This is a genomic window from Clostridium moutaii (genome assembly GCF_041205085.1).
Classification (GTDB): Bacteria; Bacillota; Clostridia; order Clostridiales; family Clostridiaceae; genus Clostridium_B; species Clostridium_B moutaii.
Genome location: NZ_JBGEWD010000005.1, coordinates 26727 through 51353, shown reverse-complemented (window position 1 = coordinate 51353; position 24627 = coordinate 26727). Strand labels below are relative to the sequence as shown.

At 32.7% G+C, this 24627-nt stretch carries 19 protein-coding genes and 3 riboswitches; of the genes, 4 read left to right on the top strand and 15 right to left on the bottom strand.

Annotation, left to right across the window (positions count from 1 at the left end; translation table 11 throughout):
* Position 1: 1 nt before the first annotated feature.
* The 5 genes from AB8U03_RS06755 to AB8U03_RS06735 form a co-directional block, all read right to left on the bottom strand.
* Positions 2-940: a thiamine pyrophosphate-dependent dehydrogenase E1 component subunit alpha gene (locus AB8U03_RS06755; RefSeq protein ID WP_369703933.1), complete on the bottom strand. Its 939-nt coding sequence runs from the start codon at positions 938-940 to the stop codon at positions 2-4.
* A 417-nt stretch (positions 941-1357) separates the two neighbouring features.
* Positions 1358-3304: a sigma-54-dependent Fis family transcriptional regulator gene (locus AB8U03_RS06750; RefSeq protein WP_369703785.1), complete on the bottom strand. Its 1947-nt coding sequence runs from the start codon at positions 3302-3304 to the stop codon at positions 1358-1360.
* Between the two features lie 289 nt (positions 3305-3593).
* Positions 3594-4460 (bottom strand): lipoyl synthase, encoded by an 867-nt coding sequence (gene lipA / locus AB8U03_RS06745; protein WP_369703932.1) that lies wholly within the window; start codon positions 4458-4460, stop codon positions 3594-3596.
* Positions 4461-4523: 63 nt separating this feature from the next.
* Entirely contained in the window at positions 4524-4820 is a 297-nt protein-coding gene (locus AB8U03_RS06740) for a DUF6506 family protein (protein WP_369703784.1), read from the bottom strand.
* Positions 4821-4989: 169 nt separating this feature from the next.
* Complete coding sequence (locus AB8U03_RS06735) at positions 4990-5556, bottom strand: ferritin family protein (protein WP_369703783.1); 567 nt, start codon at positions 5554-5556, stop codon at positions 4990-4992.
* Positions 5557-5747: 191 nt separating this feature from the next.
* Here AB8U03_RS06735 and spoVB point away from each other — a divergent pair, with 191 nt between their 5' ends.
* Positions 5748-7079: a stage V sporulation protein B gene (gene spoVB / locus AB8U03_RS06730; RefSeq protein ID WP_369703782.1), complete on the top strand. Its 1332-nt coding sequence runs from the start codon at positions 5748-5750 to the stop codon at positions 7077-7079.
* 8 nt (positions 7080-7087) lie between these two features.
* Here spoVB and AB8U03_RS06725 read toward each other — a convergent pair whose 3' ends face one another.
* The 10 genes from AB8U03_RS06725 to AB8U03_RS06680 all read right to left on the bottom strand — a co-directional run bounded on the left by AB8U03_RS06725 (position 7088) and on the right by AB8U03_RS06680 (position 20808).
* Complete coding sequence (locus AB8U03_RS06725; RefSeq protein ID WP_369703781.1) at positions 7088-8695, bottom strand: putative polysaccharide biosynthesis protein; 1608 nt, start codon at positions 8693-8695, stop codon at positions 7088-7090.
* Positions 8696-8762: 67 nt separating this feature from the next.
* Entirely contained in the window at positions 8763-9722 is a 960-nt protein-coding gene (locus AB8U03_RS06720; RefSeq protein ID WP_369703780.1) for an RluA family pseudouridine synthase, read from the bottom strand.
* Between the two features lie 173 nt (positions 9723-9895).
* Positions 9896-10843: a 3'-5' exoribonuclease YhaM family protein gene (locus AB8U03_RS06715; RefSeq protein WP_369703779.1), complete on the bottom strand. Its 948-nt coding sequence runs from the start codon at positions 10841-10843 to the stop codon at positions 9896-9898.
* A 226-nt stretch (positions 10844-11069) separates the two neighbouring features.
* Positions 11070-12242: a M20 metallopeptidase family protein gene (locus tag AB8U03_RS06710; protein WP_369703778.1), complete on the bottom strand. Its 1173-nt coding sequence runs from the start codon at positions 12240-12242 to the stop codon at positions 11070-11072.
* A gap of 31 nt (positions 12243-12273) precedes the next feature.
* Complete coding sequence (locus AB8U03_RS06705) at positions 12274-14349, bottom strand: cell division protein FtsA (protein WP_369703777.1); 2076 nt, start codon at positions 14347-14349, stop codon at positions 12274-12276.
* A gap of 316 nt (positions 14350-14665) precedes the next feature.
* Positions 14666-16411, bottom strand: coding sequence for a cell wall-binding repeat-containing protein (locus AB8U03_RS06700; RefSeq protein WP_369703776.1), 1746 nt, complete (start codon positions 16409-16411; stop codon positions 14666-14668).
* Positions 16412-16574: 163 nt separating this feature from the next.
* A riboswitch (cyclic di-GMP riboswitch) is annotated at positions 16575-16660 on the bottom strand.
* Between the two features lie 155 nt (positions 16661-16815).
* Complete coding sequence (locus AB8U03_RS06695) at positions 16816-17994, bottom strand: trans-sulfuration enzyme family protein (RefSeq protein WP_369703775.1); 1179 nt, start codon at positions 17992-17994, stop codon at positions 16816-16818.
* 155 nt (positions 17995-18149) lie between these two features.
* Positions 18150-18980, bottom strand: coding sequence for a MetQ/NlpA family ABC transporter substrate-binding protein (locus AB8U03_RS06690; protein WP_369703774.1), 831 nt, complete (start codon positions 18978-18980; stop codon positions 18150-18152).
* Positions 18981-19005: 25 nt separating this feature from the next.
* The gene (locus tag AB8U03_RS06685) at positions 19006-19686 is read right to left on the bottom strand and encodes a methionine ABC transporter permease (protein ID WP_369703773.1); all 681 of its coding nucleotides are present in this window, start codon (positions 19684-19686) and stop codon (positions 19006-19008) included.
* A gap of 45 nt (positions 19687-19731) precedes the next feature.
* Entirely contained in the window at positions 19732-20808 is a 1077-nt protein-coding gene (locus tag AB8U03_RS06680; protein WP_369703772.1) for a methionine ABC transporter ATP-binding protein, read from the bottom strand.
* Between the two features lie 149 nt (positions 20809-20957).
* Positions 20958-21059: riboswitch (SAM riboswitch) on the bottom strand.
* A gap of 144 nt (positions 21060-21203) precedes the next feature.
* A riboswitch (SAM riboswitch) is annotated at positions 21204-21308 on the top strand.
* Positions 21309-21384: 76 nt separating this feature from the next.
* On the opposite strand from AB8U03_RS06680, the gene AB8U03_RS06675 reads away from it, so the two are divergent.
* The 3 genes from AB8U03_RS06675 (at position 21385) to pdxT (ending at position 24561) form a co-directional block, all read left to right on the top strand.
* Positions 21385-22584: a M20 family metallopeptidase gene (locus AB8U03_RS06675; protein ID WP_369703771.1), complete on the top strand. Its 1200-nt coding sequence runs from the start codon at positions 21385-21387 to the stop codon at positions 22582-22584.
* Between the two features lie 527 nt (positions 22585-23111).
* Complete coding sequence (pdxS, locus tag AB8U03_RS06670; RefSeq protein ID WP_369703770.1) at positions 23112-23981, top strand: pyridoxal 5'-phosphate synthase lyase subunit PdxS; 870 nt, start codon at positions 23112-23114, stop codon at positions 23979-23981.
* Between the two features lies 1 nt (position 23982).
* A complete protein-coding gene (gene pdxT / locus AB8U03_RS06665) occupies positions 23983-24561 on the top strand; it encodes a pyridoxal 5'-phosphate synthase glutaminase subunit PdxT (RefSeq protein WP_369703769.1) in 579 nt (192 codons plus the stop codon).
* Positions 24562-24627: the final 66 nt, after the last annotated feature.

Genomic DNA, 24627 nt, shown 5'->3' with positions numbered 1-24627 from the left:
TCTATTCAACCCCCTCTTTTATATCGCTATAAACATCTTCAAATACCGAATCCAATTCCGGTTCCGGACTGTTCATGGCAAAATCCACTGCATTTTTAATCTGTTCATCAACAGATTTTTTCATTTCATTTATTTTATCTTCAGTTAAAATCTTGTTTTCCATGAGATATTTTTCAAAACGCGGAATAGGATCTTTTTTAAGCCAGGCTTCCTGTTCTTCTTTTGGTTTATATGGAGCAGAATCCCCCTCGAAATGTCCTCTCTGTCTATAGGTCTTACATTCTATTAGAGTTGGTCCTTCTCCGTTTCTGGCTCTTTGTACAGCCTCTTTGGAAGCATTGTAAACTGCTACTGCATCGTTTCCATCTACTGTAACTCCCGGCATATTGTATGCCTTTCCCCTTACAGATATATCTTTGATGTTCTGGTGCCTTCTCTGGGAAGTTGATATTCCATATCCGTTATTTTCGCAAACATAGACAATCGGCAGTTTCCAAACGCTTGCCATATTCAGTGATTCGTGGAATGTGCTCTGATTGGTAGAATCATCTCCGAAGAAACATACACAGACCTGATCTGTTCCCCTGTACTGTGCACTCATACCTGCACCTACTGCTATATCATGTCCTGCGCCTACTATACCATTTGCACCAAGTATGCCTTTGGTTGCATCTGCAATATGCATGGATCCGCCTTTCCCTTTGCAGTATCCTGTAGCCTTTCCAAAAAGCTCGGCAGTCATATATTTAAGTTCTCCACCTTTGGCTATTATATGTCCATGGCCTCTGTGAGTACTGGTTATATAATCGGCATCCGTTAAATTTTCACAAACTGCAGAAGATATAGCTTCTTCGCCTATATAAAGATGTACAAAACCTGGAATTTTTCCTTCTGCAAAATTATCCTTTGCCATATTCTCGAATGCCCTTATTTTTAACATTTTGTCATAGATATCTATAAAAGTAGTATTTTCTATTTTTTCTTTTAATTTCTCCAAAATAATCCCTCCCAATAGTATTAAATAAAGATATGGTTACTTGTGCTCATAAACGATTACATCAATATCCACCTCTCTTATTAAATATAAAATAATTTAATTTCTATTTACAAATTTATTAAGCAAAATTCATGCCAAGTGCAAAAGGATTCATATACTCTATTTATCATGCAAAATCCTTGGGTAAAAAGATAATTTTAAAGAAGTTTTTTCAGAATGGGAAATATTTCTTTCCCATTATTAGATAAATCTGAATTTTTAATATATTTATATAATTCATAAAATAAAATTCTCTATTTAAGTTACTGTGTACATAGACAACTTAAATAGAGATATGACATGAAAGAATATTATTCAATTCTATTCCAAATTATATTTTTTAATTTTCCTGTACAGAGTTGATTTTCCCATTTTAATTAATTTGCTTGCATTTACTACATTTCCATTACATTGTTCCAAGGCTTTAATTATAAGTTCTCTCTCAACCTGATCTACAGTCTTTATCTTGTTTTTTGAATCATTTTCTAAAGATATTGTACAATCCTCAATATCTTCAACACTCTCTCTTATATATTCAGGTATCAGAGAATCTGTTATAACCTCATCCTTGGATAAATAATATGCCCTTTGAACTACATTCTCCAATTCTCTAACATTTCCAGGCCAGTTGTAATTTATGACAATATCTATAAAGCTTTTGTCTATATGCTCAATCTTCATCTGATTTTTCTTACTCAATCTATTTAGGAAAAACTCTACGAACATCTCTATATCTTCTTTCCTCTCTCTTAAGGGAATCAGCCTTATGTTAAATACATTTAATCTAAAATATAAATCACTTCTAAAATTTCTGGCATTGACTTCTTTTATAAGATCTCTATTTGTAGCTGTAACTATTCTTACATCTAAATTTCTCTCGTATTTTCCACCAATTCTGCTAATGGTGTGATTATCCAAAACTCTCAAAAGTTTTGATTGAATTTCAAGAGGCAATTCTCCAATTTCATCTAAAAATATAGTACCTCCGTTTGCAAGTTCGAATTTACCAGGATGACCTTCTTTGGACGCTCCTGTAAAAGCTCCCTTTTCATAACCAAATAGCTCACTCTCTACAAGATCTTTAGGAAGTGCTGCACAATTTATGGCTACAAAAGGTCCACTGCATCTTTTACTTCCATTGTGAATGGAGTGGGCAAATAATTCCTTTCCAGTGCCACTCTCTCCTGTTATTAAAACAGCACATTCATTTTGTGCTATTCTCTTAGCATCTTCAATTATATCCATCATTCTAAGATTATTGGTAAGTATATTGTCAAAATCATATCTCGAAGAAAACCCTGCTATTTTGTTTACCACTACATGCATGATATCTGCTTTTTGTACAACGATTACAAATCCGATATAATTTCCACTCATTGAAACAGGAGTTATACTTATATTACAATCTATCCTCTTGTTTTTTATATATAAACTTATTTCTCTATATGCAATTTTTCCACTATCATTTAGCTCATACATATCTTTAACTATATCTTTCAACAAAACCTTCATATCCAATTTATATATTTCATTTTTACAAGTTCCAAGTATATTGCATATTTTTTCATTAAAATATTTGACCTTAAACTCATTATCTAAAACCAGCATACCCTCTTTTATTGAATTAAATGCAACTTCTGTCCATTTTCTATGTTCATTTATGGCAAATTGTTCCTGTATAGTATTAGAGGCTTCGGCCACTATACCCAAAGTATGGGAATGAAAAGTTCCAAGGCTTCCCGACAAATCAATACAACCTATTATTTTCCCCCTGCTGTTGTGTATTGGCGCAGCAGAACATGTCCATTTGTGTTGTTCTTTGCAATAATGCTCTGCACCCAGCGTCCAAACTGGTTTATCTAAATAAATACAAGTTCCAATAGCATTGGTTCCAACATCTTCTTCTCTCCATCTACGCCCTTCTAAAAAATCTAAATTTTTATTTGCGACCATTATTCTTTCATTTCCTAAAATTTTTAATATAACTGCATTCTCGTCTGTCAGTATAATTGAGTAGTCTGTATCTTTCAAGATTTCATATAAATTTAACATTACAGGTAAACAAATTCGTATAAATTCTTTTTTTTCTTCAAGTATGGCATCAAACTCACTTTTAGAAAGAATATTAGCCTTATTGCTATTTTCCCCAACACCATAACTTTTACATCGTATCCATGAATTCAAAATATCCGATCTGATATCTTTAGGTATTTCATTATATTCTATAAATCTATGTCGCCTCTCTTTGATTCTATTTATATAACCCATAATCCCTTCCCCCTAAATTTTATATGAAATATAACAATACTTTCATATATATTATACAATATTAACTTGTTGAATAATTAATATTATATAATTTATGGTTTAAAATTTATTATGTTATAGTTTATATATTGGTTAAATGAACATAATAAAAAAACCCTGCTCTCATATAATGACAGAAGCTTGGCAAACTAGAGTCAAAAACAGAGCAGGGTATCCTAAATATATAATTTAACATTTATCACCAATTGATACATCACCTATTTTATTGACATCTGATTCTAAAAATATATCAATTGTTTAAATTTTCTAAGATCTTCATGCCTTCAAAAGCTTTATAGGAGCTTCTTACATAAGGTCCTGAAGCCACAAACTTAAATCCCTTTTCTAATGCTATTTTTTTATAATCTGCAAATTTTTCTGGAGTGATATATTCAAAAACAGGCAGATGCTTTTTAGATGGTCTGAGATATTGTCCTATTGTCAATATGTCGCAATTGACTTTCAGTAAATCATCCATTACTTTCATAACCTGCTGTTTGGTTTCTCCAAGTCCTAGCATTATACCGCACTTGGTATACACAGCTTTGTCAAAAACCTTTACCTGCCTTAACAGTTCAATAGATCTATCATAAACCGCCATGGGTCTAACTTTTTTATATAAAGCTTCTACTGTTTCAATATTGTGATTGAGTATATCCGGTTTTGCATCAATTATATTTTTTAAGGCATTCCAATTACCCTTTAAATCTGGTATTAAAAGCTCAACAGTTGATTTTGGATTTTCCTTTCTCATCTCTTTTATAATTTTCACAAAATGTGCAGCTCCTCCATCTTTTAGATCATCTCTTGTAACAGATGTTATAACCATATGTTTAAGTCCTAATTTTTTACTTGCAATAGCCACATTCCTCGGTTCTTCTGGATCCAGCTTATTTGGACATCCTTTGTTCACAGCACAAAATCTGCAATTTCTTGTACAAGTATTTCCCATTACCATAAAAGTAGCCGTTTTATGCTTAAAGCACTTCCCTATATTTGGGCAGTTGGCGCTTTCACAAACCGTATGAAGTGAAAGATCCTTTAACATATCCTCCATTTCATTTAATACCACTGCATCAGGTGCTTTCATTTTCAACCAATCTGGTCTTGAATTCAATAAAATCAATCCCCCTTTTGCCATCCATTCCTTAGATAATAAAGAATATACTATATTCATCCATTAAAAAATTTCATCTCCGCTTTTGTTTCCAAGTCCTGGATGTATGTCAAATCTCACTGCACCTACAGGTACCTTACTCTTTACAGCCTGCTTGATTTTAGCAGTACCCTCCACTCCAAAACCAGCACATAATTCTATTGCAGAAATTCCCTCTTTTAACAAATTTACAGCTGCCTTACATGCCTCATTGTAGTTTGGGACTCCTACACTTATAAGTTCTATTTCATCTGTTTTTATAACAGATTTATGAATCTCAGGATTGGCTCCCGGTGCCAAAAAAATAAATGCAGCTTTCATAATAACTACCTCCTATACTCTTTAGTATATTAATACAAGCATAAACTGAGCCAATACTTAAATTATTGAAATCACTTCATTTAAAGCAGATTAACATTCAATTATGGGAAAAATTATTTCAAAATGGGAATTGCCTTTAATACTTTTCACTCTTTCATATATGATATGCTTAATTTGCCTTTTCTGTAAGTCCTATATGTATTTTCTCCACATTTGCCAGTACATTAAATATCTTTTTAATTTGATAATTATCTATTTTCTTTCCGTATCTTTCATAGTATTCTACCGCATGTTCTTCTCTTTTACAGGCTATATCAAGTAATTCCCGGTCATTTTTGTATCTGGAATAATTCAAGCTTTTAAGCTTAGGTTTCACAATAAATTTTCCTATTTTACTGTGTATTTTTGCATGAACATATTCTACTTTAGAAAGGGATTTGAACATATTTTTTATTTGGACATTTTTAGCAAGCTCAGAAGCCCTATCATAAAAATCCCCATTGAATATTTCCAGTTTAAATGCATGATCTATTATTTTAAGGTTTTCAAAATTCAAGTCATATTTTTCTTCTTTTATTTTTTGATTTTCTAGAGTCATATACTCTCTAGGTGCCCCACAAAAAGGACAGAAAATTATGTTACCTAGGGTATTTTCCTTTGGAAATGCCTCTTTATTAAAAGAATAATTTTTATCATCTATAATTGCACCACAGATATTGCAAATCAGTTTACCCATTAAATACAACCCCTTCAATCATTAATTAAAATTTCATATTAAACAGCTGATAACAGTCAAATATAGTATATCACAGAATCCATGGGCAGTGAAAACCTTAAAAATAAGAAGAATATACTTTAAAGGCCTGTCATAATTATTAATATTGATGATTTAATGTTAATAATATAATTTCTAGGTCAGGAGTTTTTATGAAAAGAGAAAGATTTTTAAAAAGTACCCTTATTTTAATTTGTTCAAACTTGATAACTTCCATATTTGCATTTATATTTTCCATAATATTGTCCAGAAAATTAGGAGCTGAAGGCATGGGACTATATGGACTTATAATGCCAGTATATGATCTGTTCATATGTCTTATTTCAGGCGGCATGGTAACCGCTATATCCAAAGTGGCTGCAGTATACTTCGGTAAAGATGATTTTAACAATTTAAATCGGTCTATAGATATATCTCTGACTTTTAATTCTCTACTTGCTACTTTTGTAGTTTGTATGATATTTATCAACGCTCCCTATATCAGTACTAAAATAATATATGACACCAGAGCCACACATGCACTTCAAGTTATGTGTCCTGCTATTTTCTTTATAGCATTATCATCCATACTAAAAGGTTATTTTTATGGAATATCTGAAATGAAAATACCTGCTTTTATAGATATATCAGAAAAATTTCTGCGAATTGTCATAATAACCCTGCTGATAAGTTCCCTTTCACTGAAGGATGTAAATGGAACTGTAACTGCAGCTTACATAACTTTGACTTTAGGGGAGTTTATAAGTTTTTCCATACTTTATATAATGTATAAAATTAAAAAGGGTAAATTCGGATTTAATCTTTCAAACACAGAGGATAAATTACAGCTTTTATTCAACGTTCTTGTTATATCATTTCCCCTTTGCTTAAACGGTTTTTTATCCACATCACTTTCTGCCCTTTCCACACTGATAGTTCCAAGAAGGCTTGTGGCTTCAGGCATAGAATACAATATGGCACTGAGCATGATAGGTAAATTCAATGGTATGGCTGTAAATATAATATTTTTACCCGTTACAATTATAACTTCCATGTCCATAGTTCTTATACCTGATCTGTCAGAAAAAATGAATAAAAAAGATTATTGGGCTATACAAAAAAGAATATCACAAATTATAAAAATATCCTTGTTTTTAGGGATTTTAACTATGGTAGTCTGCATTGGCTTGTCCGATTATTTGGGAGAATTATTTTATAAGAGATATGATTTGGACCCTTACATAAAATTTGCTGCATTATCTGCCCCAATTATATTTGTATCCATATCAACTTTTGGCATTTTAAATGGCATAGGAAAACAAAAAATAATACTTAGAAATTCTCTAATTTCCTCAGTTATGGATGTAGTATTGATATATATACTCACAGGAATACCCCAAATAAATATATATGGATGCGGTATAAGTTTAATGGTAACCTCCTTAACTACTTTAGTTCTAAACATGCATGAACTTGTAAAGGACAACTTCTATGGCAGTCCATAGAAATTGTCCTATTTTACCTTGCTCAATATAAATGCGGGAATCAGCCTGATTGCCCTATGAGGCAGTGATTGTAAGTCCCTGCTGCTTATGCCTCCAATTAAAACCAGCACATACATATATGTAATAATTCCAACTATAACAGATGCCAAAGTTGAAATTGCATTGGGAAGATATGCAATTTTAATGAATCCCAATATAAAATGCATGACAAAATAATTCACACACACTATAACTCCCATTGCCATTGAAGCCACCAAGGGCTTAACTGCATGTTTTAACATGCTAATTCTCACATTTAGGGAACTTTTAATGATTCTGTGGTTTAGTATTATGGGAATCATAAATCCCACAGCGCTGCCTACTATGGCACCTAATATGTTGATTTTAGGTATGGAAATCAACATATAATTTATACATATCTTTACCACTATACCTATTACAGAATACAATGTGGCGGTAAAAAGCTTTCCTATACTCTGTAAAATAGTGGTCTGGATTTGCATAAGGGACATGAATACAAGGACAATTGAACCCCAGGTCATAATATAAGCTCCATTTCCAAACTTCAACAGTTGAAATATTGGACTGCTTAAAACAGAAAGTCCCAGTGCACATGGAATTGCAATTAAGAAACAGAGCCTGAAAGAATAGCTTATACTGTCTTTTACCTTTTTCCCGTTTTTAATGGCAACCGCTGCAGATATGGCAGGAAGTATGGCCATGGAAAGGGAAGATATTATGGTTATAGGTACATTTAAGAGCTGTTGATATTTTGTCAAATACCCATATAATATGGTTGCCCTTACATCACTCAATCCACCTGCCATGAGTCTGCTTTTGGTGTTCCAGACATCCACTAGGCTTCCAGCATAAGTCATTCCCACACATATGGTTATGGGTACTCCATATTTTATAATCTTTTTTATCAATTTTTTAGTATCAATTCTCTCTTTGTTTTGCAATGCCATGTTCTTGGAAAACTTAAGCTTTTTATTTCTTTCATAGCAGAACATAAGAAAGCTGGCAGAGGCTAATGCTCCAAGAGAAGTTCCAATAGGTCCTCCCACACATCCCACTTCCACTCCATATTTCATCAGATAGGAAGCAAATACAAGAGCAAATATGGTGTTTACTATTTGTTCTAAAATTTGAGATACAGCTGTAGGTGTCATATTTCCCCTGCCTTGAAAATATCCCCTGTAAGCTGAAGCTACCGAAGTAAAAAGTATGGCTGGCGACAGACTTAAAAGAGACAGATAGATCTTGTTATAACCCATTACTCTGGCTAATGGAGCTGCAAAAATCATCAGCAATATTGCCATTATTATTCCTATTACCATGAGCATAAATCTGGCTATTTTAAATCCCCTGACTGCATCCCTGTAATTTCCAACTGCATTCAGTTCAGATATAAGTTTGGATATGGCCACTGGTATTCCTGAATTAGTAAGTACATAAATAAAAGCATATATATTATAGGATGCCCCATAAAGTCCATATCCTTCTTCTCCAATTATCATCATCAAAAGCGGGATATATATTATAGATAATACTTTTACCAACATTCCCGCTGCTGAAAGTATGGCAAAACCCTTAGTGGTTGACTGTTCTTTCATGACTCAAAACTCCCTATTCCAAAGCACTTATATTTTTAAATGCCAGTATAACTTGTAAGTATTTTCGTTAAAATTTATCAAATACATCATTTTTAATCTTTTTAAATACAGGCGGCAGACCTTCTGATATGGTCTTGTTTTCCATATATTTTAAATGATCAGGACAATCTCTAAAATTCAGCTTGTAGGCATATAAATACTGATATTTCAAGCCATATTTATTGTAAAAAAAACTATTTAATTTAGCTATGCCATATTTTGCATCCCCAATTATAGGATTTCCCAAGTGTGCTAAATGTGCTCTTAACTGATGACTTCTGCCTGTAATGAGTTCCAATTCTACAAGAGAATATGTGCCACAGGTTTGAATTACTTTTACCTTCATAGATATTTTTTTAGTATATTTTTTGGGCATATCATATACAACTGACATATTATTTTTTATATCTTTTAATATGTATCCCTCATATAGCCCTTCTTTTATTTTTCCCTTTATCATAGCTTCATAATATTTTTTTATGTTTCTGCTTTTTATCATTTCGTTTAACAATTTTAGCGAATCATAATTTTTACCATATATAACTATTCCCGACGTATTCCTGTCCAGCCTGTTACAAGGTGCGGGGGTAAACGTTATTTCAACTTGAGGATTGTATTCTCCTTTATCATATAAATATGAGAGCACATAATCAGTTAAAGTTGAACCATTGGAACTTTTATCTGAATGTACCAGAACTCCAGGCCATTTTTCAACTAAAAGTATATTTTTATCTTCATAAGTTATTTTTAAAAAATTACTCTCCACTTCCTTAAATTTTGGTTTTTTTTGTGAGGAAGTTATATATTTAGTCTCTATCTTATCGCCCTCAAGCAAAAAATACTTTTCCACAGCCTTTTTACCATTTACTTTAATATCGCCTTTTCTTATAGCTTTGTATATACCACTTAAAGGTACATCTTCCAGCCATTTTCTTAAAAATTTATCCAATCTCTGACCGGCTTCATTATTTCCAATTTCAACTTTCATTATGATCTCTCCATTACTTTTAATGTATTTAAGTTTTAAATTTGTACCCTTAATACTAAAATATTCTACATTTATCTTCATATATATTCATAATATTATTTTCATTGACAAATTTAATACGGACAACATCTAATTATATACTACTATTATTGATTAGATCAACATATAAATTATTATAATTCATTTCTATATAGCTGTATGTTTCCCAAGAAAAATTGTTTGTCACTAAACTCCCCTTTAGACGTATTCCCCAATGCCTCCTCAAATTGATATACACTTGCATCTATTTCATCTAAATAGTGTAATATCTGAGCCTCCAGAGTCATGGGCTTTTTAGGTGATCCATTTTCCTCCAGACCATGATGCGAAACTATCATATGTTTTAGAAGCAGTTCTATTTCCAAAGGAGTTCCCAATTTATCTGCGGCATCGTGAACCATTATTACACCTTCTACAATATGACCTAATAATTTGCCCTCTTTAGAATAATCTTCTACTATACCTAATTCACTGGAATTAAGTTCTTTAACTTTCCCAATATCATGTAGTATAACACCTGAAAACAATAATTCCTTATTTATATATTGGTTGTATACACAAGCCATACTCTGTGCATTTTTAAGCATCCTGTACATATGATACAACAATCCTCCTCTAACTGCATGATGCACTTTTTTAGCTGCAGGATAATATATAAGCTTCATTCTATTGTCCATGAGAAGTTTTTTAACTATATTTTTCAAATCATTATTACTAAATTTTTCAACTTCCTGCAAAAAACTATTAAACATATCCTCTGAATTTAAGGGTGCATCCTTGATAAAAGCATTTATATTCACATTGTCCTTATCTGTTACAGGACGGCAATTGGTGATGTTTAACTGTAAATTATCTTTATAACTTCTAACTGCAGCTCTTATTTTAATTACTTTTCCAGGTTCTACCCCTTCACCCAGTTTTTTCACGGATGTGGACCACATGATTCCATGTATATCATTTTCACCATCACTTAATAAAAACTTAACATATGAATCATTATTTCTAGTCATATCCTCTTCCATTTCTTTTACAAGTAAAAAAATATCTAAAGAAGCATTGACTGTCAGATCTTTTATTTTCATTTTTATATTTTCCTCCCCTACAACTAAGAATCACTTGATAAAATTATTTTTTCATAACTCTAACAAATATATTACCATAATTTAAAAAGATAACAAATAAAGTACTTATATCCGGAGTCATATAAAAAACCATCAAGCCTTTAAACATCTTGACTTGATGGCCCTAGAGGCATTTAAATCTATAAACATGGATTATCAGAAATACTCCTATTGCTCAATAATTAAGTTATTTCAAAAAATTATAAGCTGCATTGCACTGTATTGCCACTCCAATAGGCAAACAGCCTTCGTCTATATCAAATAGATTTCCATGAGCTGGATGCACTATATTTTTTGCCTCATTTCTACACCCCAAATAATAAAATGCAGAAGGTTTTTCCATTGAAAAATAAGCAAAACTCTCCACACCCATACTTGGGTTTTGAAGTATTTTTACATGTTCATTGCCTATTACCTGCTGTGCTGCCTCTAAAACATCCTGAGCTATATTATCTTCATTATAAAGACAAGGATAACTTTCCTCTATATCTATTTCACATTGTCCCCTCATGGAACTTACAATGCCCTTTGTCACTTCCACAAGCCTCTTTTTTACATATGCTCTGTGTTCAGTTTTCATAGTTCTTATAATTCCGGATATTACAACTTCATCTGGAATTATATTTTGGGCGGTTCCACCATGAATAGAACCTACTGTAATCACAGCTGGATCCGTAGGAGGAAGCTCTCTGCTTATAATCTCCTGAAGTGCCAGTATCACATGGCTTGTTATAACTACAGGATCAATTCCCATATTAGGTCTTGCTCCATGGGCTCCTATTCCCTTTATCTTTATTGTAAATGGATTAGAAGCTGCATTAACTACCCCAAATTTTAAGCCTATATTCCCAACTTCTATGTTTTCCTCTACATGAAGCCCTATAATTCTATCTACATCAGGATTCTTAAGCACACCTTCTTTTATCATCACCTTTGCCCCTCCTGTAGTTTCTTCCGCCGGCTCAAAAAATAATTTTACATTTCCCCTGAGCTCATCTTTTATGCCATTTAAAATTTTAGCCACCCCAAGTAAAATGGTAGTATGTGCATCATGACCACAGGCATGCATCTTTCCTTTTACTTGTGAAGAATAACTGGAATTTTTTTTATCCTGCAATGGCAGGGCATCCATATCTGCCCTTATTCCTATGGTCCTGTTTCCCTTTCCCCTTATTATTCCGCATACTCCTGTACCTGCAGTTTCTTTATATTCTATACCCAATGATTTCAGAAACTCTTTTACTTTACCGGAAGTTCTCTTCTCCTCATACCCAAGCTCAGGGTGCATGTGAAAATCTCTCCTTATATCAATCAGTTCCTTTTTCATGGATTCTGCAGCTTTTAAAAAATCCTTGCTCATATATTTCCCTCCAATCAATTAATAGGAAAACTTATTCCCATCCTACCTCTATTATGTCTCCTTCTGATAAGGTGTCATAATAACTTGCATCGTTGCCATTTAAGTGCAAATACAGTTTTCCTTTTACTTTAGTTAAATCAAACTCTATGTGATTGAATATATCTACAAATATATAATCTTTTTTTCCCTTAAGTACTACATTTTTCCCATTTGCGACTATGGTTATTTCATCAGCACCGGGCTTCTTAATATTGTTTTCTATTTTTTCAGGTTCAATGTTTTTATCTTCCTCATCTAAAGCTGCTTCTTTTAAACTTAAACCTTCTTTTACTATTTCCTCATCTTTTTTTGGTTCCACAGAATTTTTGGACACTCTATAAATCCTATCTCCTTCATTTATTACATAATTTTCACCTAACTTTTTTCCATTTAAATAGTATATAAATTCCTCATTTTTATCTGAAAAATATTTTTTATAATCTTCAAGAGTTTTAGGAAATATTATGCTCACATTATCTCCCTCATTTATATAATTGTCAATGTTCATTCTATTTTCATTTATATATGCCAACGGCTCCAAATTTTCTATTATATCATTCATAAAAAAACTTATGGAATATACTTTTTGTACATAATCTATAACTTTAGGAGAAGCCATTTTTCCATCAACTGCATATTTTATTTCTATATTATCTCCCTCTTTGACTTTATCATCCATACTCTTTTTTAAACTATTTATAGTTACTTCCGCATTGGAAGCCAGGGTTCCAAAAGCCACTCTTTTTATTCCATTTACAATAAATCTTATGTTTTTACCATTTTTACCTATAAGACTATTGGGGCTTATACCGGCTTGCAGCATCACATCCATAACCGTATGGATGTGGGAATTAAATAAGCTTATCACATTTCCATTTAACATTACATCTATAAACCCATGTCCTAATCTTCTTATGGAAACTAAAGCTATTCCCAAAACCGTTACCCCGGCACTTCCAAGAGAATTATCCTTACAAATACACTCCTGAACTGATTGTCTATCCTTTATTGCAATTCTATTAAGAGGTATATTTAATCCTTCAGCTAAAAACTCCTTCAACCTGGGAGTATGTGCTCCTCCACCCACTAAAAAAACTGCATTGGTGGATTTTCCACCATTCAGTTCTATTATCCTGCTGCCAATTTCATCTGCTATTTTTTTTACAGCAGGACTTATGAGCTTTAGTATTTCTTCAGAAGAAATTTTGTTTTCCACCCCTAAAACGTCTGTATAAGTTATATCTTTAACTTCACTGCACTGCTTTTTTATTTCCTCGCCTTTATTAAAATCCACCATGTATTTTTGTGATATTATTTCAGTAACTTCATCTCCAGCCTGAGATACCATGCCATATGCACTTATAGTATCTTTATCGCTTATAGCTATATCTGAAGTTCCCGCTCCAATATCAACTAAAGCCAGATTCAAAAGTCTCAAGTTCTGAGGAATAGCTGCTTCCATAGCTGCTATAGGCTCCAAAGTCAGATTTACTACCTGAAGCCCCACTTTCTCCATAACAGAATATAAGCTGTCCACTACAGAGCGAGGGAGAAACGTAGCTATAATTTCTGCTGATATTTTCTCTCCCCTATGGTACATTAAATTGCTTATAAGATAATTATTTAGATAATAACCTTTTACACTGTATCCAACACAATACAGCCTTCCTTTTGTATCTTGACTTACTTTTTTTTCTGCAGATTTTACTGCTGTTAGCTCTAAACTTCTTATAGTATCTCTGTTTATTTCCCTATCATAATCAATTTCCATTTCCTCTTTCACTGTTACAGTTCTCAAGAATCTTCCTGCAGCTGCTATAGATACATTTTCTATTTTCATATTCAAGTCTTTTTCTATTTGCTTTTTTATCATGTTTACTGAATTTGCTACAAGCCCCACATCATGTATCTGACCATCCATCATCGCTCTCTCTTTATGTTCCATACAATGCTCTGATATTACATTAAATTTTTTATCTTGTACTATTCCTGCAGTACCTATTACCGATCTTGTACCTATATCTAATGCAAATATTACATCCTGTGGGTTTAATCCATTTAAATCCATAATATTTACCTCTTTTTCTATAGTTTAAGGTGTGTTATTGGTAAGAATATACTCCTACATCTAAAAATATTATAAATAAATATAGAATATTTGTAAAATAAATCTGTTTTAAATAAATTTTCTAGAAAGACAATTAATTATTGTAATTTCAATAATTATATCATATTTTTACTAAAATATGATAAGACAGCTTTTTATAAAATTAATGTATACAGACACCTTTCTTAATATAAAACAAGATCTGCCCTTTATAAGCAGATCTTGTCTTCAACCATATTTTGATATTTGAAATTTATAACAGGTAAATGAAGTATCATTAATAATCAAGATAATTTTCAGTAAAATTTCCTTTATCCCATAAATGATCTTTTGCTATTTGCTCTTCATTTACATCAAAATAATCATATATAACTTGACCTTCCCTATCTGGAATCGGATCGTCCCAGGTAGTATCTATATATCCAATTTTGCCGTCAAGCATAACCATATTCCATACATGAGTTCCTCCATTGGCAGTTCCCCATACAGCTATGGACTCTATGCCAGACATCCTTGCCATCAAATTAAATGCTGCCGCATATCCCTGACATACACCTGTACCATTAACCAGAATTCCATATGCCGTATAATCCTCAACTGGTTCCGTATTTTTTATATAGCCATCATAATCATATTTTGCATTAACTGCAATGTAATCATGTATTGCTTTTGCTTTTTCTGTTTGTGTCATATCTGGCTTAATTATATTAGAAAGAACCGCCGCTGCTTTTTCATTGGTCTTATTTTTTATATCTGTCAATTCATCTTTTGAAAATCTATAGTTAAAACGGATGCTTCCATTATTTGAAACATTATAGCTTTCAACATAGTCCATATCCGGGTTTTGTTCCAATACAATCTTTACAATATCTTCCGGCATAGTGGAAGAATGAATATTATCATATATAAGTTGATCTTGACAATTTGAAAGTGAGGCTTTAATAGCTTCATACCAATCTTTTTTATCACTTAAAATAGGCTTATCCACTTTCCCTGATAAATTAGATGTGGCACCATGATTTATAACTGAATTACTGCTATTTTCTATACCAACAATATTTTTTAAATGATTTTCCACCTGCTGGGAAATAGACATATATCCGCCGTAAATCAAAATTTTAGTTATTTTATTTTCATTTATATTATAATTGAACTCATTATCAATCAAAGCCATGCCAAGATTATTTCTAGCTGCTACTACAGAACCTGAAAGGCTGTCCGCAAAAGCCCTATCACTTGCCACTGCCAGGCCAGTTGTATCTTTTCCAAGTGAATTCAACACATTAGTGGTAAAATCTTCCGGCATATTTCCATCTATTCTTTCAACAGTAATACCCATGTCTTTAAGCTGGTTGTCTATACTAGGTGAAACGACATCATTACCTCCCATTATAGTTACCTTATTTATATTAAGCTTATTTATCATATCTTTGGTAGTGGGATTTAATGAATTTCCATCTGTAAATAATATGACAGCATTTTCTTTCCCTACATAAGGTGATGCAGCCATAGCATATTGAAATTTATATCCAGTAGTTAAAAATGCCCCTGTAATTGATTTATATTTCTCAGCTTCCTCTCCAATTTTAGCTGCCGTTTCATATCGACTTTGTCCACTTAATCTAACAACATTATACCCTTGATTTTTTAAATTAATTTCAACAGCACTACTTATTACTCCAGTTCCGCCAAGCAAATAAATATTTTTTACATTAAGTCTTTTTATTTCATTTGATATCACTTCCGGTATATAGTCTGTGTTTGTCAAGAGTATAGGAGAATTGATTTCATAAGCAAGTGCTGTTCCCGCCAATGCATCTGCAAACTTGTCATCTCCCTGCCCACTGGAAAGTACTACATTTTCAGAAGTCAACCAATTGTTTTTTGAAATATTTGCCGAGGTCTCATATCTATCTTGTCCACTTAAACGAGTTACCTCAGATGCACTGGCTTTTATAATTGGTATCAGTAATATAAACATTGCTGCTAAAAAAATAATTGGTATTCTCCTTGTAAATTTCATACTCATTCCTCCTCCTGGCGCCTGTTAGAGTATATATAAAATATTTTCACGCTTTTTAGTTTTTAACATTAATTTCTGCATTTAATTTTATGGAAATTTAAAAGAGCTGTAGTACCAATGTTTTAGTACTATAGCTCAGATAATAAGTTATAAAATCATAAACATCAGCAACCCGGCTATCATGGCTAAAACAGCTTTAGACCCGCAGCTTTGCGTCCTCTACTTTCATAGAGTTTGCTATTTATAATGAAATTTTTAATTTAATTCATATTGACATTATATTATAATCTTTTTTTATAAGCAAGTAAAAAAATACCAAATATATTTACCTCAAATAATTTTAAAAACCGTCAGCATATTTCATACTGACGGTTAAAAATTATTCTATTAAGTTACTCAAAATATTATATTTTACTCAGTGCCCTGTCAAATTCAGAGATTAAATCATCTACATTTTCCAGCCCTGTAGAAATACGTACAAGGCTCTTAGATATATTTGCTTTGTGCAGTTCTTCATCACTTAGTGCCCTATGAGAAGTCTTTACAGGATAGGAAACAGATGTGGCCACTCCTGCTAAACTAGGTACAAATTTTATAGTGTCAAGTGCCCTTATGAGTTCAAAAGCTCCACTTTCTCCATTAACTACATCAATGCTTAGCATTCCTCCATATAAGCCATTGATAAAGTTTTTGCTGGCTATTTCCCTTGAAGGTGAAGATTTTAATCCTGGATAATAAACTTTTTTCACCTTACTGTGATTCTCCAAAAAATCTGCCAGCTTTATAGCATTATTGGAATGCTGTATCATCCTAATCTCCAAAGTTCTAAGGCTTCTTATAACAAGCCATGCATCAAAAGGGCTCATCATAGGACCATAAAGCGCCCCTATATTTCTTATATTCTGGGTAAGTTCTTTATTTGAAACTACAATTCCACCAGTTACATCACTGTGACCGCACAAATACTTGGTGGCACTGTATACAACTATATCAGCCCCAAATTTTATTGGCTGGCATACTATAGGAGTGGCAAAAGTATTGTCCACAATTAATTTTGCATTGTGAGAGTGAGCAATATTAGATATTGCTCTTAAATCAGCCACCTTCATCAGTGGATTTGATATAGTCTCCACATACACCAGCTTTGTATTGGGCTTAAAATGTTTCTCTATGGGCTCATTTATGGTATCCACAAAAGTAACATCTATATTGAATTTACTCAATTCATTCTTAAGGAATTGATAAGTTCCACCATATAATACATTGTCTGCTATTATATGATCTCCTGACTTTACCAGAGATAAAATTGACATGGAAACAGCTGCCATTCCAGAGGAAAAAACCTGGGCATCTTCTCCTTCGTCAATACTGCACATTATTTCCTTTAATGCATCATGAACCGGGTTCCCATTTCTAGAATACACATACCCCTTGGCTTTTCCCTCATAAACTTCATCTAATGTTTCTACATCATCAAAAGCAAATACAGAAGTCATAGAAATAGGTAAAGTCTTGGATTTAGAAATGGATTCCGAATTTTGTTCTCCAAGGTGAATGAGCTTTGTAGCAAAACTTTTATTCATAATAACCTCCTCCAAATACTGCTAATATTATTTTTATCTATTACAATTTATATAACATCTATTTTATCTAAATCCTCTCCACAAGTAAATGCCTTAATGAAACAATATTTTCCCACGGCATAACATTTTCTAAATTTGCAATTTTTTAACCAGAATTAGAAAACTGGAATTTCTGCTCCTTTGTATGTGTCTTTTATAAGTTTCTTTATCTCATCAGTTTGATACGCTTTGACTACCTTTTTGTAAGTGGCATTGTTTTTGTCTTTGTCTCTAGCCACAATTACATTTATATATGGTTTTGCATTTTTATTGGATACATCTTCCAGATAAATTGAATCCTTAACTGGGTTGAGTTTGGCATCTATAGCCACTCCACTATTTATTATTGCTGCATCCACATCTGGAAGTGATCTTGGAATCTGGGTGGCAACAAGTTCTACAAATTGAATATTCTTTGGATTTTCAGTTACATCCTGAAGTTTTGGCAGAAGACCCACCCCTTCTTTTAATTTTATTAAGCCAGCACTTTGAAGCAGGTTCAATCCTCTGCCTTCATTTGTTGGATCATTTGGAATAGCTATTTTTGCACCTTCTGCAACATCCTTAATGGATTTTATTTTATTTGAATACACTCCAAGTGGTGCAAGTACAGTTTCACCTATAGCACTGATCTTCAGTTTGTGTTCTGTCTTAAATTTATTCAGATAAGCATAATGCTGAAATGAATTCAAATCAATTTCTCCGTCGGAAAGTGCCAAGTTAGGACGTACATAATCTGAAAAACTTACAATCTGCAAATCAATATTTTCTTTTGCCAGATTTTGTTTAACTTTGTCCCAAATCTTGTGATCATCACCAGTTATGCCTATCTTCACCACCTGTTTCTTATTGCTGGTAGTTTGTCCAGTACTATTGCTGGAACCGCAACCTGCCAAGACTCCAAAAGATAATATAACTGTTAAAAATAAACCTATAATTTTTTTCATTTTCAAGACCTCCCTAGTCTATAAATTAATGTGTTGTCAATTTTGATAAAACATCTCCTACAAGTTGAATAAGATTTACAATAACTAAAAGTACAATTATTGTGGCTACCATAACATCTGTCTGAAAATATTGATATCCATAGCGTATGGCAAAATCTCCTAGACCGCCTCCCCCTACGGTACCTGCCATGGCAGATAATCCAATAAGGCTTATAATTGTTATTGTAAGAGCATGTATAATACCTGGCAGTCCTTCAAGGAGCATTACTCTAAAAATTATTCCAAAAGGACTTGAACCCATTGATTGTGCAGCCTCAATCACCCCCTTATCTATCTCAAGCAGTGCTGATTCAATTTGCCTGGCAATAAAAGGAGTGCACCCGAATATAAGCGGCACCAGAGCTCCTTTTGTACCTATGGTAGTACCTACTAAAAGTCTTGTAAGAGGAATTATAGCTGCCAGGAGAATAATAAATGGTATGGATCTGAAAATATTTATTATTTTGCCAAGTATACTGTTAATAATTTTATTCTCCAGTATACCTCCCTCTTTTGTAACAACCAGGGTGACTCCCATGACTGTTCCAACTACTGTTGATATGATTCCTGAAATGGCTACCATATAAAAAGTTTCAAATATTGCTTTTATCATCTCAGGATATAAGGTCACCAAATTTGGTGCTATCTTTCCTAAAAATTCAATCATTATTTATCACCTTCACAAAATTTTTTTAATCTGCATATTTTAAGTCTAATTATTTCCAACCTTTAATTTAGCATCATCTTTTTTAATATCCACATATTCCACATGTATATTGTTTTCCTCTAAGTACCTTATTGAACTATTTATTCCTTCATCCGTACCGCTTAATTTTACTATTAAGTTTCCTATAGGTACATTTTGGATGATCTCTATATTTCCAAACAGTATACTGGCATCTATTTTAAACTTCCTGGAAATCTTTGAAATAAAAGCTTGGCCTGTTTTTTGCCCTGTAAAAGATATTTTAACAATACTTTCTCCTTCCGTTATTTGTTTTAGTTCACCTACAGAGTTTCCCTCTTTGAGGAAATCGTAGATTTTTTCATAGTGAAATAATGAGGATATAAATTTCTTTGTTATATTGACTTTTGGATTTGTAAATATATCTATAATATTTCCTTCCTCCACTATTTTACCGGAATCTATTACTGCAACCCTTTGACATATCTCTTTCACAACTTCCATTTGATGGGTTATAACTACTATTGTCAATTTTAATTTTTCATTGATGTTTTTTAAAAGTTTTAAAATTGCCTGAGTTGTTTGTGGATCCAAAGCGGATGTTGCTTCATCGCATAAAAGCACTTCAGGGTCATTTGCCAGTGACCTGGCAATTCCAACTCTTTGTTTTTGTCCACCGCTTAACTGTGAAGGGTATACATTTATTTTGTCACTTAATTCCACCAGTTTTAAAAGATCCAGCACCTTTTTTTCTATGTCTTTTTTACTCAAACCCTTTCCCTTTAAAGGATAGGCCACATTTTCAAATACCGTTCTGTTTTTCATAAGATTAAAATTTTGAAATATCATTCCAATTTTTTCCCTACTTTTTCTCAGTTCTTTTGAAGATAAACGAGTTAAATTCTTTCCATTTACAATTACTTCTCCGGAAGTTGGCTGTTCCAATAAATTTATACAACGAATCAAGGTACTTTTCCCGGCACCACTATATCCTATAATTCCAAAAATTTCACCAGCTTTAATATGAAGATTAATATTTTTTAAAGCTTCAACTGTATTAGTTTTACTTGTATAAATCTTGTTGATATTTTTTAGCCATATCATCCTTTTTCCTCCTTTAAAATTTCAACTAATTTTTTCAAAATCATATATTGCAATTTTGCAGTAATTTCATATATAAAATAAAAAACCTCTTCATACAAAGAAGAGGATGCAAGGCATAAAAAAAACCCGCGGAAGGGTTTTTATGCCTTTCCTCATCTTTCAGAACAACGTTCTGCTGGATTTAGCACCATCACATATATGTGGTTGCTGAAACTTCAAAGGGCCAGTCCCTCAGTTTCTCTTGATAAGGATATATTTAATTTTTACGAATTTATTTTATAAGTTAGATTATACAACTTATTTTTATTATGTCAATACGCAATATTAATTTTTTTATTATTGACAAAAATAACTAGAAGTTCTATTATGTTTAATAGTCAATACAATATGTAAAATTCTTATCCAGAGAGGTGGAGGGAATGGCCCTTTGAAACCTCGGCAGCAGATCCTATTTAGGATACTGTGCCAATTCCAACAAGTTTATTCTTGAAAGATAAGAAGGGAAATCTACAAATAAGTATATATCTCTTCTTTATTTCAAAGAAGATTTTTTTATTTAAAGAGGAGGTTCATATTATGAGTACAAACATTATTAAAAATTTTCAGCATGAAATAATCAATGAAATTGAAAGCAAGAAGGACACTTATATAAATATAAGTCACCTAATACACAATCATCCTGAAATAGGAAACCAGGAGTTTTTTTCTTCCAAATTGCTTATAGACGCCTTGGAAAAGGAAGGTTTTTCCATAGAAAAAGCTGTGGCAGGACACTCGACTTCCTTTATAGCCAGGAAAAAGTCAAATAAAAATTCTGGTGCCGTTATAGGATATTTAGCCGAATATGATGCTCTTCCTAATTTAGGCCATGCTTGCGGTCACAATATCATAGGTACAGCAAGTACAGCAGCAGCTATTTCCCTGTCAAAGCTCATAGATGAAATTGGTGGAGAAATTTTAGTATTTGGAACTCCTGCCGAAGAGGGCGGGGAAAACGGCAGTGCAAAGGCAAGCTTTGTAAAGCATAATTTATTTGATGGTGTAGATGCATGCATGATGATCCATCCTGGAAATAATAATTATAAAACAGTTAAGTCTTTGGCCAACGATCCCATTCAATTTGAGTTTATAGGGAAAGCAGCTCACGCAGCAGCTTGTCCCGAAAAAGGTATAAATGCGCTGGATGGAGTGATTCAATTATTCAATGGAATAAACGCCTTAAGACAGCATGTCACAAGTGATGTGAGAATACATGGCATTATAACTGATGGAGGATATGCGCCAAATATTGTTCCCGATTATGCTAAGGCCAAATTCTTTATACGCGCTGCTGAAAGAAGTACTTGTGATGAGGTCACAAAAAAGATTATAAATATTGCCAAAGGTGCAGCTTTAATCACCGGTTCTAAAGTCAACATAAGCTTTTTTCAAAATGAAATAGATAATTTCCTACTAAATAGTAAATTTGATGAAGTATTTGCAGACAATCTTAAATTACTTGGAATTAATTTGGATAATAAAATACCTGAAGGCCTTGGTTCCACGGATGCAGGTAATGTAAGCCATGTTGTTCCGACTATTCACCCCCATATAAAAATCGGTGATGACAAACTAGTAGGACATACTCCTGAATTTCGTGAGGCGGCAATATCAAAACAAGGTGATGAAGCTCTGTTAATTGGAATTAAAGCACTGGCTCTCACAGGGCTCACTCTGCTGACAGATAAAAACAAGCTTACTGCAATTAAGGAAGAATTCAATAGGCAACATTCTTAATAAAGTCCATGGATCAGAAATTACTATAGGATATAATTCTGTAGTAATTTCTGTCTTTCAATTATACTACTTAAACCCTATAAATATAGTTTATTGTTTTTAGTTAGTCACTTTAAAGATAATAATTTTTTCTGTCATGCCGTCATAATTTTAGTAGTAACTAAATTTTTTGCTTCATTCGGAATAGTAAATTCTGAATCAGCTGGAGTATCTCAAAATGACATAATTTACTGCTTTTCTGTTTCAAAAACTTCTGCATAAAACTCTACTGCTTCGCGACATTTCCCATTAAAATTAATAAATACATCAAAAAAGATGTTCAGATTGAACATCTTTTTTTACTAAATCTAAGTTTAACGAGATTAAGCCTTAAACTTATTCAATCTAATAGAATTAATGGAAAAAATAATGGTTAAAAATCTATCCGAGATGAGGGGCATTTTTAAATGATTGTATCGTTACATTTGAACTTTGTAATGTACATGATATAATCATTTAAAAAAATTAATAAATGAGGAGTTGTATTTATGTCAAAATATGAATTAAATAAAAACTTGGCGCAGATGCTTAAAGGCGGAGTAATTATGGATGTAGTAAATGTTGAACAGGCTATAATTGCTGAAAAAGCAGGAGCCTGTGCAGTTATGGCACTTGAAAGAGTACCTGCAGATATAAGAAAAGAGGGTGGAGTTTCAAGAATGTCTGATCCGAAGATGATAAAAGAGATAAAAGCAGCAGTATCTATTCCGGTTATGGCAAAGGTCAGAATAGGACATTTTGTTGAAGCTGAAATACTAGAGACTATTGGAATTGATTTTATAGATGAAAGCGAAGTTCTAACTCCTGCTGATAATAAATATCACGTAGACAAAACAAGCTTTAATGTTCCTTTTGTATGTGGTGCAAGAAACTTAGGTGAAGCTTTAAGAAGAATCGGTGAAGGAGCAGCTATGATAAGAACTAAAGGAGAAGCTGGTACTGGAGATGTAGTTCAAGCTGTTACTCATATGAGATGCATAATGGATGATATAAGAAGAGTTAAAAATTCACCAAAAGATGAGTTAATGACTATAGCTAAGGAATTTGGAGCTCCTTTTAATCTAATAGAGTTTGTTTGGGAAAACGGAAAGCTTCCAGTAGTTAACTTTGCTGCAGGAGGAGTAGCTACACCTGCTGATGCAGCACTTATGATGAAGCTAGGAGCTGAAGGAGTGTTTGTTGGTTCTGGGATATTTAAGTCAGGAGATCCAGAAAAGAGAGCTAAAGCAATAGTTATGGCAACAACATACTATAATGATCCTAAAATTATTGCTGAAGTATCAGAAAATCTTGGAGAACCAATGGTTGGTATAAACTGCAGTGAATTAACTAACAGATTTGAAGAAAGAGGCTGGTAAAATGAGAATAGGTGTACTTGCACTTCAAGGTGGAGTAATAGAGCATATTAATCATTTAAAAGACCTTGATTGTGAAACGATTGAAGTAAGAAAACCTGAAGAACTGGAGAATTTGGATGGAATTATTCTTCCAGGCGGGGAAAGTACAACTATTGGTAAATTACTAAAGAAAACAGGTCTTCTTGATAAACTCAAAGAAAAAATAATAAATGGTTTTCCTGTATGGGGAACCTGTGCCGGAATGATACTTCTTGCAAAAAATATTGAAAATGATGTGGTAAGGCATATGCAGGTAATGGATATAACTGTTAAAAGAAATGCTTACGGAAGTCAAATCAATAGCTTTTTAATACAAAAAAAAATAAATGAAGTTTGCACCGAAAAAATACCATTGGTATTTATCAGGGCTCCTTATATAACTAAAGTGAATGATGATGTACATGTATTATGTAAAGTTAATGAAAACATTGTGGCCGTAAGACAGTTTAATATGTTAGCAACCTCCTTCCACCCTGAGTTAACTGATAACCTTCAATTTCATAAATACTTTATTAATATGTGCAATAATAATTACAAATAGGATCGGAGTTTTCATGTTGTTGACATAAGAATTTTTGATTGAGGTTCATTGCTTCTAGAGTATATC